General features: G+C 43.1%; 24 protein-coding genes. 16 read left to right on the plus strand and 8 right to left on the minus strand.

Features of this window, described 5'->3' with window-relative positions:
- Positions 1-22: 22 nt before the first annotated feature.
- From trxA to AB1401_04250, 8 genes are all read right to left on the minus strand, one after another.
- Entirely contained in the window at positions 23-355 is a 333-nt protein-coding gene (gene trxA, locus AB1401_04215; GenBank protein ID MEW6614652.1) for a thioredoxin, read from the minus strand.
- 210 nt (positions 356-565) lie between these two features.
- Positions 566-2479, minus strand: coding sequence for a molecular chaperone DnaK (gene dnaK / locus AB1401_04220; protein MEW6614653.1), 1914 nt, complete (start codon positions 2477-2479; stop codon positions 566-568).
- Between the two features lie 158 nt (positions 2480-2637).
- Positions 2638-4302, minus strand: a complete 1665-nt coding sequence (locus AB1401_04225; protein ID MEW6614654.1) for an FAD-dependent oxidoreductase — start codon at positions 4300-4302, stop codon at positions 2638-2640.
- A 16-nt stretch (positions 4303-4318) separates the two neighbouring features.
- Positions 4319-5863 (minus strand): long-chain-fatty-acid--CoA ligase, encoded by a 1545-nt coding sequence (locus AB1401_04230; GenBank protein ID MEW6614655.1) that lies wholly within the window; start codon positions 5861-5863, stop codon positions 4319-4321.
- 86 nt (positions 5864-5949) lie between these two features.
- Positions 5950-6189 (minus strand): hypothetical protein, encoded by a 240-nt coding sequence (locus AB1401_04235; GenBank protein MEW6614656.1) that lies wholly within the window; start codon positions 6187-6189, stop codon positions 5950-5952.
- Between the two features lie 18 nt (positions 6190-6207).
- The gene (locus AB1401_04240) at positions 6208-7635 is read right to left on the minus strand and encodes a M48 family metalloprotease (protein MEW6614657.1); all 1428 of its coding nucleotides are present in this window, start codon (positions 7633-7635) and stop codon (positions 6208-6210) included.
- A 27-nt stretch (positions 7636-7662) separates the two neighbouring features.
- Positions 7663-8922: a beta-ketoacyl-ACP synthase II gene (fabF, locus tag AB1401_04245; protein MEW6614658.1), complete on the minus strand. Its 1260-nt coding sequence runs from the start codon at positions 8920-8922 to the stop codon at positions 7663-7665.
- 158 nt (positions 8923-9080) lie between these two features.
- Positions 9081-10313, minus strand: a complete 1233-nt coding sequence (locus AB1401_04250; GenBank protein ID MEW6614659.1) for an AmpG family muropeptide MFS transporter — start codon at positions 10311-10313, stop codon at positions 9081-9083.
- 327 nt (positions 10314-10640) lie between these two features.
- Here AB1401_04250 and AB1401_04255 point away from each other — a divergent pair, with 327 nt between their 5' ends.
- The 16 genes from AB1401_04255 (at position 10641) to nadS (ending at position 21892) form a co-directional block, all read left to right on the plus strand.
- The gene (locus tag AB1401_04255) at positions 10641-12341 is read left to right on the plus strand and encodes an acyl-CoA mutase large subunit family protein (GenBank protein MEW6614660.1); all 1701 of its coding nucleotides are present in this window, start codon (positions 10641-10643) and stop codon (positions 12339-12341) included.
- Between the two features lie 10 nt (positions 12342-12351).
- Entirely contained in the window at positions 12352-12756 is a 405-nt protein-coding gene (locus tag AB1401_04260) for a cobalamin-dependent protein (GenBank protein MEW6614661.1), read from the plus strand.
- Between the two features lie 337 nt (positions 12757-13093).
- A complete protein-coding gene (locus AB1401_04265) occupies positions 13094-15022 on the plus strand; it encodes an aconitate hydratase (GenBank protein MEW6614662.1) in 1929 nt (642 codons plus the stop codon).
- Positions 15004-15546 carry a nicotinamidase gene (locus tag AB1401_04270; protein MEW6614663.1) on the plus strand — a complete coding sequence of 181 codons (543 nt, stop codon included), beginning with the start codon at positions 15004-15006 and terminating at the stop codon, positions 15544-15546. Before AB1401_04265 ends, AB1401_04270 begins: the two co-directional genes overlap by 19 nt.
- Positions 15543-15959 carry an archease gene (locus tag AB1401_04275; GenBank protein ID MEW6614664.1) on the plus strand — a complete coding sequence of 139 codons (417 nt, stop codon included), beginning with the start codon at positions 15543-15545 and terminating at the stop codon, positions 15957-15959. The genes AB1401_04270 and AB1401_04275 overlap by 4 nt, the downstream gene beginning before the upstream one ends.
- A gap of 158 nt (positions 15960-16117) precedes the next feature.
- Complete coding sequence (locus tag AB1401_04280) at positions 16118-16321, plus strand: type II toxin-antitoxin system HicB family antitoxin (GenBank protein ID MEW6614665.1); 204 nt, start codon at positions 16118-16120, stop codon at positions 16319-16321.
- Positions 16318-16545 (plus strand): type II toxin-antitoxin system HicA family toxin, encoded by a 228-nt coding sequence (locus tag AB1401_04285; GenBank protein MEW6614666.1) that lies wholly within the window; start codon positions 16318-16320, stop codon positions 16543-16545. Before AB1401_04280 ends, AB1401_04285 begins: the two co-directional genes overlap by 4 nt.
- A gap of 126 nt (positions 16546-16671) precedes the next feature.
- A complete protein-coding gene (locus AB1401_04290; protein MEW6614667.1) occupies positions 16672-16935 on the plus strand; it encodes a hypothetical protein in 264 nt (87 codons plus the stop codon).
- Between the two features lie 102 nt (positions 16936-17037).
- Positions 17038-17376 (plus strand): hypothetical protein, encoded by a 339-nt coding sequence (locus AB1401_04295; protein MEW6614668.1) that lies wholly within the window; start codon positions 17038-17040, stop codon positions 17374-17376.
- Between the two features lie 170 nt (positions 17377-17546).
- Positions 17547-17741 (plus strand): hypothetical protein, encoded by a 195-nt coding sequence (locus tag AB1401_04300; GenBank protein MEW6614669.1) that lies wholly within the window; start codon positions 17547-17549, stop codon positions 17739-17741.
- A gap of 81 nt (positions 17742-17822) precedes the next feature.
- Complete coding sequence (locus AB1401_04305) at positions 17823-18635, plus strand: trypsin-like peptidase domain-containing protein (protein MEW6614670.1); 813 nt, start codon at positions 17823-17825, stop codon at positions 18633-18635.
- A gap of 89 nt (positions 18636-18724) precedes the next feature.
- The gene (locus tag AB1401_04310) at positions 18725-20176 is read left to right on the plus strand and encodes a hypothetical protein (protein ID MEW6614671.1); all 1452 of its coding nucleotides are present in this window, start codon (positions 18725-18727) and stop codon (positions 20174-20176) included.
- Positions 20177-20231: 55 nt separating this feature from the next.
- Positions 20232-20648 carry a hypothetical protein gene (locus AB1401_04315; protein MEW6614672.1) on the plus strand — a complete coding sequence of 139 codons (417 nt, stop codon included), beginning with the start codon at positions 20232-20234 and terminating at the stop codon, positions 20646-20648.
- A gap of 341 nt (positions 20649-20989) precedes the next feature.
- On the plus strand, positions 20990-21208 hold the full coding sequence (locus tag AB1401_04320; GenBank protein MEW6614673.1) for a hypothetical protein: 219 nt from the start codon (positions 20990-20992) through the stop codon (positions 21206-21208).
- A 79-nt stretch (positions 21209-21287) separates the two neighbouring features.
- The gene (locus AB1401_04325) at positions 21288-21605 is read left to right on the plus strand and encodes a type II toxin-antitoxin system RelE/ParE family toxin (protein ID MEW6614674.1); all 318 of its coding nucleotides are present in this window, start codon (positions 21288-21290) and stop codon (positions 21603-21605) included.
- Positions 21602-21892 (plus strand): NadS family protein, encoded by a 291-nt coding sequence (gene nadS / locus AB1401_04330; protein MEW6614675.1) that lies wholly within the window; start codon positions 21602-21604, stop codon positions 21890-21892. The genes AB1401_04325 and nadS overlap by 4 nt, the downstream gene beginning before the upstream one ends.
- Positions 21893-21959 lie beyond the last annotated feature (67 nt).

Consider the following 21959-nt stretch of genomic DNA (forward strand, 5'->3'; position numbering starts at 1 on the left):
GCAACTAAAAACGGTGTCCTGACTACAGAGCTTTTTTTATCATCTCCTCGAGCTTTGTTTTAGGGACTGCGCCAACTACCTGATCAATAGATTTGCCGCCCTTAAACATAATCAGGGTAGGGATGCTCCTGATACTGTATTGAGCCGGTGTCTTTGGATTCTCATCTACATTTAACTTGCAAATATTTACCTTTCCATCATACTCCTCTGCCAGCTCTTCCACTATGGGACCTACCATTTTACAGGGACCACACCAGGGAGCCCAAAAATCTACCAATGTAGGCTTATCAGAGTTTATTACCTCTGCATTAAATGAATCATCGGTTAAATGAACTGCTTTCTCTTTTTCAGACATCTTTAAACCTCCATTCTTAGCTCTAACTCTCCCCTCCAGGGACAACTAACATATTATATTGTTATTATTATCATCATTGAATTCTTTTTGTCAAACTATTTTGCCTGCCCTGTAAAACTTAAGGAGCAGCTTGAGAACTGCTCCTTAAGTTAATAAAAGTTTCAGGCAAAATCTCAGGATTGACTACCAGCCAATTCTCATTTATACCCCTCAACCACCCATGGAGGAATCAACTGTATAATCAGCGTCTATAACATCATCATCCCGGTTTCTATCTTTACCATAGCTGTATCCGCCATACCCCTGTTCCGGGGTCTGCTGGTCTCCATAAGAAGCAGCTGATAGAGAATGGGATGCCTGCTGCAAATCACTGGTTAATGCCCGTATCTTTTCTATACCTGCACCCTCCTCTTTCAAAGCACCCCTCAAATCGCCAATAAGCTGCTCTATCCTGGCCTTTTCATGAAGGGGCAGCCGATTCCCGGCACTGGCCAACTCTTTCTCAACAGTATAGGCAAGGGTATCTGCCTGGTTTCTGATTTCAGCCTCTTCTCTCTTTGCTTTATCCTCAGAAGCATGGACTTCAGCCTCCCGAATCATGCGATCAACTTCTTGTTTATCCAGAGAGGTTGATTCTGTTATTGTAATGGTCTGTTCTTTTCCCGTTGTCTTGTCCTGAGCACCGACATGTATTATCCCATTGGCATCTATATCAAATGTAACCTCGATCTGAGGTATCCCTCTGGGTGCCATGGGTATACCTTCCAAGCGAAATCTTCCCAGAACCCGGTTGTCCTTTGCCATTTCCCTTTCACCCTGGAGAACGTTTATGTCCACGCTTGGCTGGTTGTCCTCGGCTGTAGAAAATGTTTCACTCTTTCTGACTGGAATAGTGGTGTTCCTCTCTATAATCCTGGTCATTATTCCACCTAGTGTCTCTACCCCTAAAGAGAGAGGTGTCACATCAAGCAAGAGTACTTCATTAACCTCACCTGCCAAAACCCCTGCCTGAATGGCAGCCCCCACAGCCACAACTTCATCAGGATTTACCCCCTGGTGGGGTTCTTTTCCACCCGTGAGCCGTTTCACCAGATTTTGTACTGCTGGTATCCTGGTAGAGCCTCCTACCAGAACGACCTCATCTATATCCCCTGTGGAGAGTTTTGCATCACTCAGAGCCTGTTTTACAGGTCCTTCACAGCGCTCTATGAGGTCTGCTACTATGCTTTCAAATTTCGCTCTGTTAATTTTCATCTCCAGATGTTTTGGCCCGGATGCATCCGCAGTTATAAATGGAAGACTTATAGTTGTCTCTGTCACTGTGGACAACTCACACTTAGCCTTTTCCGAAGCTTCGTATAACCTTTGAAGTGCCTGTCTGTCTTTGAGTAAGTCTATTCCCCTGTCTTTTTTGAACTCGGCAGCAATCCAGTCTACCAACCTTTTATCAAAATCGTCCCCTCCCAGATGCGTATCACCGCTGGTAGACTTTACCTCAAAGATACCATCGCCAACTTCCAGGATAGAGACGTCAAAAGTACCGCCGCCAAGGTCAAATACCAGAATGGTCTCATTCTTCTTTTTGTCCAGACCATACGCCAGAGCTGCAGCAGTAGGTTCGTTTATTATCCTTTTTACATTTAAACCGGCTATCTTTCCCGCATCTTTTGTTGCCTGTCTCTGGGCGTCATTAAAGTATGCCGGTACAGTTATAACCGCATCCTTTACCTTCTCTCCCAGGTACTTTGAGGCTTCATCTGCGAGTTTTCTCAAAACTATTGCAGATATCTCTTCCGGGGCATATTCCTTTCCCCCTGCCGTAATTCGTACTACACCTCCTTTGCCCTCTTTGACCTTATAGGAAGCCTGCTTTGTCTCCTGGGTAACCTCTGAATATTTTCTTCCGGTGAATCTCTTTACAGATGATATGGTATTTTCCGGATTGAGAACTGCCTGCCTTTTGGCAACTTGTCCTACCAGACGATCTCCGTTTTTTGAAAATGCCACAACGGAAGGGGTTGTCCTTCCTCCCTCAGAGTTTATGATTACCTCAGGTTTGCCACCCTCCATGACAGCTAGAACCGAGTTGGTGGTACCAAGGTCTATTCCAATTGTCTTAGCCATTTTAATCCCTCCTTTTATTCTACACCTGTTAGCAAAAGGTGCTAATTGTGTAGTATTTTTTATCTTTAAATTAAAAGGTAAGTATTAAATCGGTGAAGTCAATAGGTGAGACAACTTTGGAATGGGTTTATGTCCGGCAGAAAGAATGGCAGATTGGGTTACTTTAGATTCCACCTCCACATGTTGATACCACCATCCAGATTCATCACTTTTGTAAAACCTTTTCCATGTAAAACTCTGATGGCATTATAGCTTCTTAATCCCTGGAGGCAGTAGATTATCACTTCCTGATCCGGGTCGAGTTCTCCGATCCTTCCCCGAAGCTCATTGAAGGGTATGTGTTTGGCGCCAGGGAGGTGACCTTTCTTGTATTCTTCATCATCTCTGACGTCCAGCAGAGTAAATCTCTCACCACTGTCCAATTTCCTCTTCAGTTCATCTGCCGGCATACCTTTAAAAAGCCCCAATGACTTATTTGATAAGACATATCCCGCTACTATTACCGGGTCTACTGCAGGTGAATAGGGTGGGGCGTATGCCAGATCTAAACCTTCCAAGTCTCCGAATGTGGCTCTCTGGGCTACAGCAGATGCTATCACATCAATCCTTTTATCTACTCCGCTTTTTCCAATTATCTGTGCTCCCAATACCCGGTTAGACTTTTTTTCTGCTATTATCTTAAAGGACATTTCATGGGCATCAGTATAGTAGTGAGCATGGGAATTGGGGTATATAATAGCCCTTTCTATCTCATAGCCATCTTTTACAGCTTCTCTTTCTGAGATGCCAGTTTTTGCCACAGTGTAGTCGAATACCTTGGCTATCATAGTACCTGATACCCCTCTAAAAAAGGCATCGCCGCCTGCCGCATTTTCTCCTGCCACCCGTCCTTGTTTATTAGCAGTTGAGCCCAGGGGGACCCATGTCGGTTTCCCAGTTATCAAGCTAAACGTTTCTGAACAATCCCCTGCGGCATAAATCTCAGGAATGTTGGTTAGCATTCTCTCGTTAACTTTAATGGCCCTTGTTTGGCCTATGGCAACTCCGGCTTCCTGTGCCAGTTGTGTATTGGGTCTTATCCCGATAGATAGTAATACCATGTCAGTGTCAAATCGGGCATTTTTAGTTATTACCTGCCTTACGCCTGCCTTTGTATCTCCTTCAAAGGCTTCAACTGGATTTTCCTTAGATACTTTCACCCCTTTTTCAATGAGGTGTTTCTCAAGAAGGTATGCCATATCTTCATCTAATGGGGGAAGGACTTGATTCATCATTTCCACTATAGTGACTTCTAATCCTTGAGAAACAAGACTTTCAGCCATCTCCAGTCCAATAAGCCCTGCCCCTATAATGATGGTCTTTCTAAGCTGTTCCCTTCCAATGTAATCTCTTATAGAAGACGCATCTTCTATGGTCTTTATGGTATGAATTTTGGGAAGGTTAACACCTGGTAAAGATGGAACAATGGGCTTCGCCCCTGTAGCAATAATAAGCTTGTCATAATGTTGTATGGTTTCATCCCTTTTCTTCAGATTAGATACCGTTATCTGTTTCTTTTGAGGGTCTATCTTCGTAACCCGATGGTTCGTGTGTACCTGAATATCAAATGGCTTTCTGAAGTCCTCGGGAGTTCTAAGCACAAGATCTTCTCGTTCTTTGACAATCCCTGATGTATAATAGGGAAGGCCACATGCGGCATATGATATATAGTCTTTTTCTTCAAAAACGGTTATCTTGAGATTCGGATTGACTCTCCTTGCCCTGGTAGCCGCCTTCATGCCTGCTGCAACACCGCCTATTATTATTAACTGTTCCCTTTTCATGTTCTCCTCAAGTTATCTATTTCTTTTTCTTGCCGTATCTTTCCCTCAATTCCCTTTTAAGTATCTTTCCTGACGGATTCCTTGGCAATTCATCCACAAACTCTATAGATTGTGGTACAGCATGAACTGCAAGATTCTGCTTGCAAAACTCCAGGATTTCATTTTCATCTGATTTCATTCTTTCTTTAAGTACTACAACTGCTTTTACAGATTCACCAAGCTTTGCATTAGTAACTCCTATTACGGCCGCCTGGGAAACAGATGGGTGTCTATAGATAACTTCTTCCACATCTCCAGGATAGATAGTTTTACCACCAGAGTTAATAATATCCTTTTTCCTGCCAACCAGATATACGTAACCTTCTTCATCCAGGGTAGCCAGATCTCCTGTATGTACATAACCTCCTCTGATAGTTTCTGCGGTTGCCTGGGGCAGTTCCCAGTATCCTTTCATCATATTGTCGCCTTTGACAATTACCTCTCCAACTTCTCCCGGAATTACATCATTATCATTCTCATCTACAACCCTCACTTCTACATTGATCGCCTCTCTACCACAGGATTGCACCCTTTTCAGTACTTCAGGGGGGCCATCGAGTACCAGATCATCCTCATGGAAATAAGTTACTGGTGTTATCTCCATAAGTCCGTATATGTGAGCGAATATATTACCGAATACTCCGATAGCCCTGTTAAGTACCTCTACTGGCATTATCTCACCACCGAATACAATAGAGCGTAAGCTGCTTATGTTATACTGGTCTAACCCCGGATGATTCAGGAGGGAGATGATGAAGGATGGTGGCATAAGAGTGGTTGATACCTTTTCTGTTTCGATTGTCTTCAGGACGACATCGGGATTGAACTCCTTTAAGACGACGATCGTTGAGCCCACGTAGAAATGAGGCAGAATATGGAGAAGCAGAGATGGCCCCCAGTAGAGCGGTATAGTAATCAAATCAACATCGTCTCTTTTTAAGTCCGGCAGAATAACATACTGCGTTACGATTTCAAGCATGCTCCTGTGATTATGCATGACCCCTTTGGGCAAACCTGTTGTACCACTGGTATATAAGAGATAGGCAAGATCATCCTCACCAATCTCCGCCTTTGGTTCATCCGCCGGGTATCGAGAAATGAGCTCTTCGTAGCTTATCATTCCCTCGGCAGGGGTTCCAATGGTGATGAAATGTTTCACTCCTTTTAAATCCCCTCTTACGGAGTTAATGGTATCAATATATTTTTCCCCAAGAAAAAGGGTATTTGCACCAGAATTATTTATAATAAAAGCCAGTTCCTTTCCACTCAACATGTAGTTAAGGGGGACCAGTACAAACCCACCCTTTGGTGCAGCACAGTATAGCTCCACATATTGGTGACAGTTATTCAGCAAGGCTGCTATCCTGTCTCCTTTCTTTACTCCCAGGTCAGCCAGGGTATTTGCCAGCTTATTCACTCTTTCGTTAAACTCTTTAAAGGTGAAAGTGTAATCACCAGACACCACAGCGGTCTTATTGGGATACCTTTTTGCATTCCTAGCAATTAGTTTTCCTATAATCATTTTTACCTCCATTTTAGCGGGAATTTGTCTAAAGCTGCTTCCTCATTTTTATGCCATTAGAGATCGTTATTGAATTCTAACAATGATTATTCTCTGCCCTCGCCGGCATCGTCTTCTTTTTTTTCAGGTTCCTCTTCTTTTTCAGGATTGCGTAGTGCTTTTTCCATTTTCCCCAGAACATTGGCAGTCTTTTCCCGGAGAGGCCCCATGATTGATTCCAGATTATTGATCTGACCTTTAATGTCCTGCAAACCCCCTGTTCGCTTGAAAGAGACTATAGCAAGGACCAGGGCAATAATAGAGATGATTAAAGTTAATGCAGACATATTTGACCTCCTTATATTTTATTTTTCTTTATTTTGTATCTCCCTAACCTCTTTCAATATCTCCCTTCCTTCCTCTGTATCTTTACCATAGTATTCTAATGCCTTATTGAAATGAAATAAAGCAGAATCCAGTTTCCCCTTCAATTTAAAAAATATCCCAAAGTTTTGATGGGCATCTCCGAGGAGTCCTTTTTTACCATAAACTAAGCCCAGATTATAATAAACATCGACAAAGTCTGTATCCAGCCTCTTAACCCTCTGGTATGCCTCTATTGCTTCCTGGAAGTTACCGCTTTCCTGATAAACACGACCGAGATTATACCAGGCGGCTCTGTCTTTTTCATTTATAGCAACTGATTTTTTAAGAAATTTAGCTGCGTCTTCGGTTTTCCCCTCAGAAAAATAACAGATACCCAGCTCTTTTAAAATTTCACTGTTTTCTGGATGGATTGCTAGCGCCATCTTGAATCCTTTGATGGCTTGATCATAATCTCCAAGTTTCTTATTGGCTAAGGCGATGCCATAGATTATATCCAGTCGTTTTGGGTCAGACTCCAGTAAAGATTTAAAGTGGTCCTCTGCATTTTTAAGAAGCCAAGTATCAACTATCACTTTTGCCTGTATAATTCTAAGATTGTCAACATTATTTTTGGACTCTCCCTGTTTAGGTAACCTCATTAGCATGAGGTCGAGGTAATCAATCCTCTTTTCTACCTCCGGGTGAGTTAAAAGGTAGGAAGGCAATTGAGAAGACTCTAGACTATGCCGTTTAATTTTCTTTAAAAAGCCAATTAGCCCTGAACCATCGTAACCAGCTTTTGTTAAATAATTGAGTCCCAATCGGTCAGCCTCTTCTTCGTTTTCTCTGGTATACTTCAAGGAGAGAGTTTGAGCTGTGGCAATTGAAAAGGCTCCCACTGCACCAGATGCCTGCCCGCTGCCTCCGAGAAGTATCCCTGCTAGAATAGCTGCCAATGCCCCAATGTTTAGTTTGCTTTCCTTTTCAATCTTTTCTGCAATATGCCTTGCCATTACATGGGCGATTTCATGGCTTAAAACCCCTGCCAATTCAGCTTCGTTCTCTGCCAAGGTAATTAACCCTGTACTGATATAAATATAACCAGCAGGAATTGCAAAAGCATTTGGGGCAGAGGATTTATATATATAGAAATTAAAGTCGAAGATCTTATGGTCTATTTGTGAGATGATATTTTTACCTACCCGGTCAATATATTCTTGAATTGACGAGTCCTTTATCAATTCCAGGTGTTTATCCAGCTCAAGTTTAAACTTTTTACCGGTTTTCTTTTCTTCCTCTATTGTAAAACTATAGCCGGCTTGACAGGTGCCAACGCCCAAGAATCTCCAATAAAATCCGTTTAGAAGGAAGATGATCAACGTCAAAACAAATATGATTTTTTTATAAAAGGGGTAGCTTTGCTTCATGTTTAAGATGTCCTCGATACAAAAACCTCACTCTTCAGCAAATTCCCTGAGAACCAGCACCCCATTGGCACCACCGAAACCAAAGGAATTTGACAGGGCAGTTCTTACCTTTGCTTTACGTGCCACATTGGGCACATAGTCAAGGTCACACTCCGGATCCGGAGACTCATAGTTGATCGTAGGAGGAATAGTACTATCCCTCATAGCCAGGATAGTGAATATTACCTCCACTGCCCCGGCCGCTCCCCAGAGGTGCCCTATCATCGATTTGTTGGAGCTTATGGGAAACCTCCGGCTGCGTTCCCCGAAGACTTCTTTTATAGCATAGGTCTCTACGCGGTCATTGAGTACTGTAGAGGTACCATGAGCGTTGATATAATCAATTTCTTTAGGGGTAATACCTGCATCCCTGAGTGCCGATTGCATACACCTTATTGCGCCCTCTCCTGAAGGAGAGGTTATGTGGTGGGCATCGTTATTAGCCCCGTAGCCGATAATCTCAGCATAGATCTTGGCTCCTCGCTCCAAAGCCGAATCAAGCTCCTCCACGATTATGATTCCTGCACCTTCGCCAGTCACGAAACCATCACGGTCCTTATCAAATGGTCGACTGGCCTTTTCCGGCTCATCATTTCTGGTAGAGGTAGCCCTCATGTTTCCCAACGCAGCAATTCCCACAGGAGTAATTCCAGCCTCTGAGCCACCAGCAATCACAGCATCACAATCTCCTCTTTGAATAAGTCTTACCGCATCGCCGATGGCATGGGTACTGGCGGCACAGGCTGTAGTAGGGGCAAAATTAGGTCCCTTAGCACCAAAACGGATAGCTACCTGTCCTGCTGCCATGTTGGTTGCAAAACTGGGAATCAAAAAGGGAGAAATCTCATCGGGAGTGCCCTTCAGCCAGAGTTCATGACCCTTTTCCCAGGTAGTAATCCCGCCGGATGTAGTAGCAATGATCACACCGACTACATCTTCATTATCAGAAGAGATATTAAGCCGGGAATCCTCCATCGCCATCTCGGCTGCAGCCAGAGCAAAATGGACATAGCGGTTCATCTTGCGCACGAGTTTCTTCTCCACAAAATCTTGCGCAGAGAACCCTTTCACCTCACCAGCAATCTGTGTACGTAATTTACTCGGATCGAACTTGGTAATCCGGGTGATGCCAGATATTCCCGCGCATAGCTCATGCCAACTCTTCCCTACCCCCGTTCCTAAAGGTGTAACTGTTCCCAAGCCGGTAACTACCGCTCTGCGTTCCCTTGTGCCAATATTTTTTCTCATATTTGTCTCGCCTACTGATGGTCTTGAATTGTTATCTTGCCATCACGATTTTGACTTTTTGCTAGTCCTCTTCTTTGTAACATAAATAACTGCTTATTGCCAACCAAAATGATATAAGCCTGAATAATATGCTGCCAGACATTACTTTTAAACACTTCTTAATCTAAGCCCGCCTCTGGCGGATTGATCCATCTTTTTACTGGTTTTAACATAAGATATGCCGGAAATGCCAAGAAAAAGGTAATAAAAAAATATCCACCGTATCCAAAGAGACTTGCCATCAACCCGCTTGCAGCACCGGAAAAAGAGCGGGTTAAACCAAAGATGGCTGACAGAATGGCATATTGCGTTGCAGCAAACTCCTTTTTGCAAATACACATAAGAAAGGCTAAAAATGAAGCAGTCCCCAGACCACCGCAAAAGGATTCTATAATAGACGCCAGATAGACTCCTAAATGCCCGGTATTGGGATAGGTTGCTACTGTTGCATACCCTAAGTTACTTACTGCCTGAAATATCCCGAGAACCCAGAGTCCGCGAAATATCCCATATTTTGTTGTGAAGCTGCCTCCAACAAGTGCCCCGGTAATGCTTGCAACAATACCGAATGTTCCGGTTATAACCCCAATCTCTGTAGTGCTAAGCCCCCGGTCAACCCAAAAAGGCTTTACCATAGGCCCCATAGCCATATCTCCGAGCTTGAAGGTAAGAATAAACATCATCACCCATAATACATCAGGTCTTTTCACCAGATCAAGGAGAGGTGTAGCTATAGCCCTTAGTCTCCGGGCTGGCCGTTTATAGCCGGTGGAAGGGAGTAGAAGACTTATGCAGGATAGCGAGCCCAAAAAAAGGGCTGTAAGAAAAAAGGTAATATTCCAACCAACCCATCCCCCAATAGCCACTAACAGGCCGCCTGCAACGATGAGCGCTACCCTGTAAGTAGATACTCTGATACCATTGGCTGCTCCCATCTCGCGCTGTTCTAGTATCTCAATGGAATAGGCATCAATGGCTATATCCTGGGTGGCGGAAAGAATTGTGAGGCCAATCATACATGAGAAAAGCAATACCCCTGGTTTGGAAGGGTCAATTCCGATCAGAGCGATAGTCAAAAATGCCATACCAGCCTGTGCTGCTATGATCCAGTACTTTCGTCTACCAATAAAATCGACAGCCGGTGCCCACAGAAATTTTATTGACCATGGCAGGGAGATCAGGCTCATTAGCCCAATATCTTTAAGTGATAATCCATTTAGCCTGAAATAGACAGGTAAGGTATCTATAATTATCCCAAACGGTAATCCCTCAGCAAAATAGAGCAGGCCTATCCACCAAAGCTTTTTACCTGTGGTCGGGTACCGGTCTGATTCTTTTATGCTTTTTATCATGGGAGACCTAAAAATTTATCTAGGTGTTTAGGCTGAAGGTTGAAATGTCCTAACAGTCTTTCACCTTCAGTCTATCTGTAGCCTTCAATTGGATGAATTACCAAATGGTGGTTCATGTGTCAATAAAAACTATAGAAATTGCCGGAAAAGTCATAAAACTGGTGAACGATGAAAGCTTAAAATATTTTAGCTTTTTTCTATTGATTTATGATTCTATAATTGATAGGTTAAATAAGATTCCAACATTTTATTGAATGCATTCAATAGGAAACCTGCTTGTGCGATGCACTCAGACATGCAAGTAATTATTTCTGAGGAGGTGAGTTTATGTTTTCTAGGAAGACCCTTGATAAAGTTAGTGAGATGATGAAGGATTGGGAAAAAGAGGTAGAAGAAGACTATGTAAAAAAGTTGAAATTTGGGTCTCCACAGTACACTTCAGAATCTGGGATACCCCTTAAGTATGTTTATACCCCAGAGGATGTGAAGGATTCAGAGCCGGAGATGCCAGGGGCCTTTCCTTATACCAGGGGGAACAGGGCACTGGGCTATCAATATATGCCGTGGATGATACAGATACTCCATGGTTACGGTACCGGTGAGGAGACCAGAGAGCGTACCAAATACCTTGTGAAAGAAGGGATGAAAGGGTATGGAGATACGCCGGCAGTTTTGTTTGCCGTGGATACTCCCACCCATTGCGGGTTTGATCCTGACAACCCCAAGGCTCGGGGGATGGTAGGATTGGGAGGGGTCAATATAACGACTCTGGATGATATTGATACCCTTCTGAAAGACTATGATCTTCCAAAGACCCGCGTAGCCGACAATATCAGATTTGCCTGTCTTCCTTTTCTTGCCATGTATGTGGCTTATGCAGAGGGAAGGGGACACAAACCGGGAGAGCTGAACGGGCAGAGTCAGAATGGGTTGGGGAACAGATGTATAACCACAAACCTTCCTTCCCCTGTGCCGGATGCCCAGTACAGGCTGGAGATTGAGCTGATAAAGTACAGTTGTCAAAATATAAAGCGATGGAACCACACAAACCTCTGTGGTTATGTTCTTGGAGAGATGAATGCGACACCTGCCCAGGAGTTGGGGATTGTGCTTTCCAAGGCAGTTGACCTGGTGGAGGGGGGGATAAAGGCTGGGTTGAAGCCCGATGAGTTTGTTTCCAGGTTCAGTTCTCAGGTTCATTTGGGCATGGACTTCTTTGAGGAGATAGCGAAACTTCGGGCATGGAGGAGGATGTGGGCTAAGATAATGAAGGAGAGGTTTGGTTGTAAAGATCCCAGGTCTCTTCAGTATAGAATCCATGTTCATACCGCAGGTTCTTCACTTACCTCCCAGCAGCCTTTAAATAATATAGCCAGAGCTACACTGCAGGTATTGGCATGCGTTTTGGGTGGTGTGCAGTCCATGCATACCAATTCTTATGATGAGGCTATCGGTTTACCTTCTGAAGAAGCGGTTCGCACAGCCATAAGGATAAACCAGATAGTTCTTCATGAGACAGGGATACCCTATGTGACAGACCCCATGGGTGGTTCTTATTATCTTGAATCCCTTACTGATAAGGTGGAAGAAGAATCGGAGAAGGTAAGGGCTGAGATAGAGAGTAAGGGAGGCTATTTTGAGTGCATAAAGAATGGGTGGCTACGCCAGCTTTTGGAGAGGCAGAGCATAAAGTGGCGCCAGGAGGTTGATAGCGGAGAAAGAGTCGTAGTGGGTTTGAACAAGTTCAAAATAGAGGAGAAGGAAGAAGTGCCTGCATTTACCTTATATCAGCCTGAGATAGAGGCAGAGGTTATAAAGAAGATGGAAAGATGGAAGGCGAATCGTAACAATACTGAGGTAAGAGATTCGCTGGAGAGAGTAAAAGAGGCTATGTCTGATTATGATAATGTAGAAAAGGCAGGTATTCTTATGCCTAAGCTCATTGAAGCTGCTAGAGCCAGGTGTACGTTAGGTGAGATGATGGAGGCGATAGTGGAAGTCAGTGGAGGCAGGATATATTCTACATAAGGAGGCGGGTATGAGTAATGACCAAGGCAAGAAAAATATTAAGGCTGTAATGGCTCGATTTTCCCTGGATGGGCATGACCGGGGGCTTTTATCTATTATGAGCAATTTTAAGGATGCAGGGATTGAAGTGGTTTTCACCTATTTCAGTGACCCAAGAGAGCTTGCTAAGGTGGTAGAAGAGGAAGATGCGGATGTTTTAGGTATAACCAGTTCTATGGGGCAGCACTTCTATGTTGCGTCCACTCTTTTAGAGGCATTGAAAGAGCGGAGAATAAATACACCTGTTATAATGGGAGGGGTTATACCCACAAGGGATGTGCCTCAGCTTGTAGATATGGGTGTAAAAAAGGTATTTGGACCAGGCTCTGCCCCTCGCGATGCCATCGATTTTGTTTCCATGCTTTCAAAGAATTAAACAAGAAAGGGGTAGTCCTCTGACTACCCCTTATACCTAACCTCTTTGTGTCTTGCTATTTCATGTACATCCCGCCGCTTTGCGCATAGTTTCACCCGCCATATAACTCGATTCATCCGAAGTCAAAAATACTATAGCATTTGCAATATCCAAAATATAACATACCTTTTTAAAAAGCGTCATGCAGCTATGGTAGGGATGATTCTTGAAAATCTATTGTATTTAAAGGGAAGTTCTGATAAATTAAGAAAGTAAGAGCTTTGGGACAGTATCCCTGTTCGCATACATACAGGTATCTTTCAGGACGAACTGATTGTTGCATGGAGAGGGGCATTTTATGGGAGAAAACCTTGTTGAAAAGATAATCAGGGAGCATAAGGTTTCAGGGAACCTTTGCCCGGGTGAGACCGTCTCAATCTCTACAGACCAGGTTCTTACTCAGGATGCCACGGGTACTATGACTTATCTTCAGTTTGAGGCTATGGATATTCCCAGGGTACAGGTGCCTCTTGTTGTATCGTATGTAGACCACAACATGCTACAAACCGATTTTAAGAACCCCGATGATCATCTGTTCCTTCAGTCTACTGCTGCCAAGTATGGGGCTTACTTTTCAAAACCAGGCAATGGAATATGCCATCAGGTGCACCTTGAGAGGTTTGCAGTTCCCGGTCAGGTTCTTCTGGGGACGGACAGTCACACACCAACGGCCGGTGGTATGGGAGTGATAGCCATTGGTGCTGGTGGTCTGGATATAGCTGCTGTTATGGCTCGAGGTATTTATGAGTTCAGGATGCCAAAAGTTATACTAATAAGGCTTACAGGTAAACTCAACCGCCCATGGGTAACGGCAATGGATGTTATCATGGAGATATTGAGAATATTATCGGTAAAGGGTGGGGTGGGAAAGATTATAGAATACGGTGGCCCGGGAGTGGATACATTAAGTGTTACAGAGAGGGCTACTATAGCCAATATGGGGGTTGAGCTGGGAGCTACCACCTCCATTTTCCCCAGTGATGAAAGAACAAAAAGGTATCTTAAGGCACAGAACAGGGATAAGGACTGGCGGCATATTAAAGCCGATGAAGATGCTTCCTACGATGAGGAACTGAACTTAGACCTAAGTAGATTAGAACCATTAGTGACCCAACCCCATAGCCCTGACAATGTGGTGAAAATCAAAGAGTTGAAAGGGACAAGGGTGGATCAGGTATGTATAGGCAGCTGCACTAATTCCTCCTATCAGGTTCTGAAGTCTGTAAGCTCCATATTAAGGGGGAAAACTGTGGCTCCGTGGTGTAGTATGACTGTTAGTCCTGGGTCGAAGCAGGTGTATGAGATGATTGCCAGAGAAGGAGATCTGTCAGATATAATAGCCAGTGGAGCGAGAATTTTGGAACCTGCCTGTGGTCCCTGTATAGGAATGGGGCAGTCTCCTTCAACTGATGGAATATCCGTTAGGTCCTTCAATAGAAACTTTAAAGGAAGGAGCGGGACTGATTCTGCTATGATATACCTCTGTAATCCGCTGGCTGCAACGGCTATTGCCATAAAGGGGACAATACTAGATCCGATGGAGATAGACCTGGACTTTGATGAAATAGAAGAACCGAAGAGATTCTTGATAAATGATAACATGATATTACCGCCTTCACCAAACCCGGAAGATGTGCATATCATTCGTGGACCAAATATAAAAGAGATTCCTGTAAAGGGCCCTCTGGAGGATGATATTTGCTGTACTGTTCTAATAAAGGTTGGAGATAACATAACCACTGACGACATTATGCCGGCATCCTCCAATATACTTCCTCTCAGGTCAAACATACCTGCTATATCAGAGTTTGTTTTTTCAAGGATTGATAAGGATTTTGCTAAAAGAGCAAAAGAGATGGGTGGCGGGGTCATAATAGGTGGGGAGAACTATGGGCAGGGCTCCTCCAGGGAACATGCTGCACTTGCACCCATGTACCTTGGTGTAAAGGCTGTAATAGCCAGGTCTTTTGCCAGAATCCATCGGAGTAACCTGATAAACTATGGGATAGTACCTTTTGAATTCGAGAAGGATGAAGATTATCAAAGGATCGAAGAAGGGAATCTTATAGAGGTTAAGGGGATCAGGGAAGGTCTGGGGGAAGAGAGGAATATTGCATTGTGTAACAAATCTAAAGGCATCAATATCCCTGTAAAGGCAATGCTAACTCTCCGGGAGTCAGAGATTCTGAAGGCAGGAGGGGTTTTGAGATGGCTAAAGATGCATTGATTATAGTAGATGTACAGAACGATTTTTGTGAGGGTGGTGCACTGGAGGTATCCGGTGCTTCTGAGATCATTCCCATAATCAATAGATTGATGGGTAAATTTGTGTTTGTTGTAGCTACCCAGGACTACCATCCTCCCAATCACTGCAGTTTTAGCAAATGGCCCGTGCACTGTGTGGCTGGAACTCATGGGGGAGAGTTACACAAGGGATTGGAGGTTGACAGGATAAAACATTTTGTAAAGAAAGGGACAGAGAAAGACAAGGAGGCTTATAGTGGTTTCCAGGAAACAGGTCTTTCATCCTTCTTGAAATCAAGAGGTATAAAAACTATCTATATCTGTGGACTGGCTACCGATTACTGTGTAAAGGCCACTGCTTTGGATGGCTTAACAGAAGGATTTAAGGTGTTTCTAATAATGGATGCGATAAGGGCGGTGACAAAAGAGACTGGAAAAGCAGCCCTCAAGGAGATGGAAACCCGTGGGGTAGAGTTTGTAGCAAGTGATTCTTTGGAGATTAAGTGAAGAGATATGAACTCATAGACCATACTGCGGATCTGGGAATAGAGGTTTACGGAAGGGACTTGAGAGAACTCTTTCAGAACGCGGGAGTAGCATTGTTTGAAATAATATGTGACACATCTGAAGTAACAGAGTCTCTTGAAAAAAGGGTATATGTAGATGGTGAAGACCTGGAACAGCTAATGGTAGTATGGTTAGGAGAGCTTTTGTATTTATATGATACAGAAAGGCTGCTCTTTAAACGCTTCGAGGTTGAAGATATAGGGGAGAAAAGGCTTACTGCGACTGTTTATGGAGAAGAATTTCAGGAAGGTCATCATACTATTAAAACTGAGATTAAGGCTGTTACTTACCATCAGATTCAGGTAAGGCAGGAAGAGGGTAGATGGATAGCCAGGGTGATATTTGATCTTTAAGAATAATTTTTGACTTTAATTGTCAATAAGTATAATAGTTACAACACGATATACATTCTTTTCAATGATGTTTGCCAGACGATTTAGTAAGGAATTACGTATGTTAATTGTTGAGCTTTTAAAAATACCCTTTATGAATTTTAATCTCGGAGGACAACATGAAGCTTAAAGTCATTCTGGAACCCAGTGAAGAGGGGGGATATACGATCATTGTTCCATCACTTCCTGGTTGTATCTCAGAAGGAGAATCGAAGGAGGAGGCTCTACAGAATATTCGAGAGGCAATTGAATTGTATCTAGAACCGGTAGAAGATGATCAAACCTTTGCACCTAATGCTGAATTGATGGAACTGGCTTTATGAGCAAAGTCCCAAGTCTCTCTTACGATAAGATCATTCGAGCACTTCAGCGAGATGGATGGGTCATAGTCAGATCAAAAGGGAGCCACATTCGTCTTCAAAAACATATAGTGAATGAGACGCTTAAACTGACAATTCCTGCTCATCAGCCGGTCAAGCGGTCTACACTCGCTCACATCCTTAAACAGGCCCGCCTTACTGTTGATGATTTCTTGAATTTAATATGAAAAACCAACTAGGTATTCTATCCGACCGGCTATGTTTGTGACTGAAATTTTTCATTTTTCAGGATGGACTATTAAGTTATTATGCTGAAGAAGGCTGAGTTTAGAGGGCCATCAACGATAGAAGACATGAGACCGGAATACGACTTCTCTACCATGAAAGGAGCAGTGCGAGGGAAATACTGCAAGGCATATCGTGAGGGCCACAAGGTCGAAATCCACAAAGAAGACGGTACCACCTCGGTTCAGTACTTCAAGCTCGAAGATGGAGCGGTTATGCTGGAGCCGGAGGTAAGAAAGTACTTCCCAACCTCGGAGGCAATCAATAAGGCTCTTCGGTCGTTGATTGAAATTATTCCATCAAAGAAACGTGCGTCACATCATACAAAATGACAACTGTCCTGCATACCAGGAAAGGGGAGTAGGGTATATAATGATTTAACATAATTGGCTAAGGTAAATTTGCTTCTTAGTAAATGGTTGGAGATATAGAACATGAGGGTCACTCTATTTGGAGTCTTTGTTCTTGCTGTAGTAGCAATGAGAGTTACTAGGTATTTTAAACTTGAAAAATGGCAAGTTTCCATCGGTTTGCTTGTTTTAGCGGTAGTTCTTTACCTTGTGAACATCGCACTAATTCAATTATTTATCAAGAAACGCACCCCTAACTTTGCCTCCAATGATGAAGTGGTGCCAGATGTTCAAGCATGGGAACTCACAGCAGGACTTGGTATTGTGCCCAAGTGGGTATCATGGATAGGTCTTTTGGCAATATCAGCCTTGATAACCGCTGTTTTGCCTTGGGTGATTGAACTGATAAAGTTGCTATTCTGAGATAAAAAAGTCTCCAACAAAATGCTAGACATGAAAGAAAGGGGGACGACCTTAAATAATTAAATATCTACACTGCTCAATAAAGTTATTTACGAATTTAAGGTCGTCCCCAACCCCCCCAACCCCCCGCACGAGATATGTTCACCCGAAGAACTACTGGAGGTTGACAAATGAAAGATCCTATTGTTGAAGAAGTGCGAAAACAACGAATGGAGCATACACTTAAATTCAAAGGTGATCTTTCTGCAATCTGCGCGGATTTGCGTAACGTTCAAATCACTTCTGGACACAAAGTAATCCGTCTTGCTCCGAGAAAATTAGAGACAACAAAGCACCCCAGCGGACGTGCTAACACCCGCCGCTGAGCTTTATGTTAGCCAGATAGACATATGAAGTATCTGCTTAGTTTCTGTTTATCATTGTTACTTGTATCTGAGGTAGTTGGTATGCCACAATACTTTACGAGAGAGGAAATCATTCCTTGCGTTGTTCACCTGAAGCAGAAACGTGTCAAAAAAATTGAGTTGGAAGGTAAAGAAGCAGAACTTTGGCTTAAAAAACAAGGTGAAAAAGATCCTGAGCCACTTTATGAATATGTAAGTGGAACTGCGTTTATCCTTGCCTCCGATGATCAGAAACTATTTTTAGTTACTGCGGAGCATGTGGCTCGGGAAATGAGTTCTTCAGCATTGGTTATTCTAAAGGGTGAAAAAGGAAATTCTGTTCAACTAAATATCAAAGATCTTGGAAAATTCAAGGACCCATTGCCTTGGTGTGTTCATCCAGAGGCAGATGTAGCTGTCTTACCACTTACACCAAGTCAAAATGTTATGATTAAATTTTTATCAGGTCGCTTCCTCCCTAAATCGCTACTTTCGAATGAAAAACAAGCACCATCTAGGGATACTCCACTCACCGTGATTGGTTTCTTTCCAGAATTGGGTTCGAGTGGTACGTTTTCTCCTTTAACAAAGCAGACATTTGCAGCGAGTGATCTAGTTTCTTTCCCACGAGCAGATAATAAAAAGGTGACCACCTTCTTCGTATTAGAAGATCCTAGTATTGGAGGATATAGTGGGGGGCCGGTGTTTGATGTGTCAGTTTATAAGCTGGGTCAAATGACAACTACTGGTGAAGGAACTCGTTTACTTGGACTAATTCATGGAACACTATCAGATAAAACAGGTGGCAAATTAGCAGCAGTAGTCCCGAGCTTTTTCATCTTAGAAACTATTAAATTGGCATTGTCAAAAGAATAAGCTGGCTAACCATGTGCCGGACACTGACTGGGACTCCGCTAGCGCTTCACTCCAGCCAGGTCAGCACCGTGTTCGGTTTTGGAGAAAGAATGGCAAAATATACGGTATACTGTGTAGGGCTGGATATTCCAGGCGAGGATTTCAGATACATCTCGTTTCACTCTGGAATCTCACTCCTCGATGCTGATATAGTGTTGTTCGAGCCTCAGCTTGAATACGAAACAGATTATCAAAACAGATCCTACCAGGGGAAACCTAATCTCTCTGACTATAGTTCTGTGCAAAACCAAGAAAGTCTTTCACATTGGCGCCACGAGCTTGCAGAAGCGGTTAAGCATGGTGCAACTGTCTTCGTGTTTCTCAAGAAACCCGAAGAAGTTTATGCGGCTATAGGAAGTCAAGAGTTTTCAGGAACAGGTCGGAGTATGAAGACCATTCGCCATGTTGCACCTATTGACAGCTATTCAGCCCTCCCTGTCAAGTTTGAAACTATCACCGCTTCCAAAGGCGAGCTCATCAAACTTAACCAGAAAGGTTCATCACTGATAGGGGCATATTGGAAAGCTCTGAATCCTATTTCACACTACGAGGTTTATTACGACCACGCAAAGAGCATTCCCTTAATGACGACCAGGCACGGTGATAAGACGGTCGCATCATGGCTCAAAGGCAAAAAAGGTAACCTGCTATTTCTTCCTGTTCTTGACTTTTCTCGCGATGATTTCACTTATTATGACAGTAAGAAAAAACAAACTTTTTGGACTGAGGATGCTGTGAAGCATGGAAAGATCCTATTTGCAGCAATCGTTGAACTTCACAAGATCTTAAAAAAAGGGTCAGAAAGATCACCTGCACCGGCATGGGCAACATCTGAAAATTACCAACTTCATATTGAGAATACCATTGGAAAAAAGATTGATAAGATTAATCGTGAAATCGCTGAACTTCGTGATCAGCGAACAATAATGGAAAAGGAGCTTGACCAACAGACCTTGGTTAAGGGTTTGTTGTATGAAAAGGGTAAATCTCTCGAGGTTGCTGTCATCGAAGCACTGCAAACTTTGGGGTTTAAGGCAGGGGGGTATCGAGACGATGATTCTGAATTTGATATCATCTTTGAGTCCGAAGAAGGACGTTTTCTCGGCGAGGTGGAAGGTAAGGATTCGTCGGCAATAAACATTGAAAAAGTTCAACAACTTGAGAGTAATATTCAGGAGGATTTCGCTAAAGAGCATGCGACAGAGTACGCTAAAGGTGTTCTTTTCGGTAATCCCCATTGTCTTACTGAGCCTAGCCAAAGAACGAATTTGTTCACTGCCAAAGCCATCTCTGCAGCCCAGCGCTCGGGGTTCGCATTAGTCCATACTGCGGATCTTTTTCCAATTATTCAATATCTCAAAAACAAGAAAAACTCTTCCTTTGCACGAAAGGTACGAAAGTGCTTCGCAACTACAAAAGGGGAAATTATAAGGTTTCCATCAATACCTGTTAAAACAAAAAAGGTGATCACCGAACCAGAGAATGCACCTGACAAGGATTAGATGAAGGGGAATCGTTATATTTTGACGTCGGTCGGTTATTGTGGAGGATAATGCTATGAAAACATGTCCATTCTGTGCAGAAGAAATACAAGACAAAGCTGTAAAATGTAAGCATTGCGGTGAGTGGTTCAGCACAAAACCGGAATCTATAATAACCAATATGGATGTTCCCGTGGTGCCGCCCAACAAAAGAAGGGACATGTTCCTCATTGGAATTATGATAGCAGGAGTTATAATTGAAAACTTATCATTTATGGGGCCTGCAAAACCAAATCTGGCAGGTTTATTTTGGGGAATAATATTAGTGGTGATACCGACCTATAAATTGTGCCAGCACTTAGAGTTTAGTACAGTCAAGCAACTAGTTGTTTGTTTTGTCAATATGAGCTTGGGGATAAATATATTTATGACCATTGGGTTGATCATAGAATATCGTAAGAAAACGAAAAGAATCAAATTCGCATCATCGTAAATGCTGTTAATAAACTGGTGATTCAAGTCATAACCAGACAATCCAGCCGATCGCTGCGCTCCGGCTGATTTTTTCGTTATATTTACTGGAATGAAGTCAAAGATTAACGAAGAGAGGGCAGAGATGGAGGTAGAAAATTCGGGAAAGAATAGGGACGTTGTTTCTAAATAGTAAATTACTTGACAGGCAGTCGGTTCTTCTGGGGTAAATATCAGGGGACTATCTCATTAGCTTTACGAAGGCAATCGAGAGGGCTGAACAGTGCAGAAAGGATGAAGCTTTTCCTGCAGATTCCCTCGGCATAACAAAATGATGGAGAATAATTATGAAAGTAATGAATAATGAATGATCCAGATATGCTGGAAGAGTATGATTTCAGCAAGGGGGTAAGGGGCAAGTATGCCAGGAGATATGCTGAAGGGACAAATGTAGTTTTAGTTGATCCTGATGTAGCTGAATTTTTCCCCGATCACGATACAGTAAATGATGCCCTACGCTCATTAATCAGGATTATAAAGAAAAGACAAAATCGGTTTGCCAAACAAGTAGATGGACGTTGACAGGCGTTTCTCTGCTGCCCAATACCTGCCTTTTCCAAAATTGACTTGACAAGCATACGTCATTGACGTATAGTAGGTCATGCGCTTTATTGAGACATCAATCTTCACAAGAGAGGTTTGTAACTTCTTTGAGGATGAAGAGTACCGTGCTCTGCAGTTTGCTTTGCTCCTTCGCCCTGAACAAGGGATTATAATTCCTGGCACTAATGGACTTCGTAAACTCCGATGGGGATTAAAAGGAAAAGGTAAACAAGGTGGTTGTCGGGTCATTTATTACTGGGATAAAAAGGATGAAGCTTTTTATATGCTGTTTGTGTACTCTAAGAGCAAGCAAGATGACCTCACACCAGTGCAAATAAGGGTGCTGAGCAAGTTGGTTCAGGAGGAGTTCAAATGAAAAAACAAGATTTCGATAACCTTACAGAGAGTATTAAACAGGCTGGAAAAATCAAGCGTGGAGAAATGAAGGCTGGCAGAATTTTCCAATTTGACCCCACTGACATTAAAGGCATTCGCCTTCGATTACAAAAGTCACAGTCAGAATTCGCCATGATGATTGGTGTAAGTGTGTCAACTCTTCAGAATTGGGAACAAGGTCGGCGTAGCCCTGAAGGCCCTGCTCGTGCCTTACTCAAGATAGCAGCCGAAAACCCCGAGGCTGTTATTGAAGCACTAAGCATCTGAAGGGAGAGCAAATGAACTACGATGAGGATAAGATAGACGATTACACCCTGGCACTCCTACTTGGTCA

The sequence above is a fragment of the Thermodesulfobacteriota bacterium genome, assembly GCA_040757775.1.
Classification (GTDB): domain Bacteria; phylum Desulfobacterota; class UBA8473; order UBA8473; family UBA8473; genus UBA8473.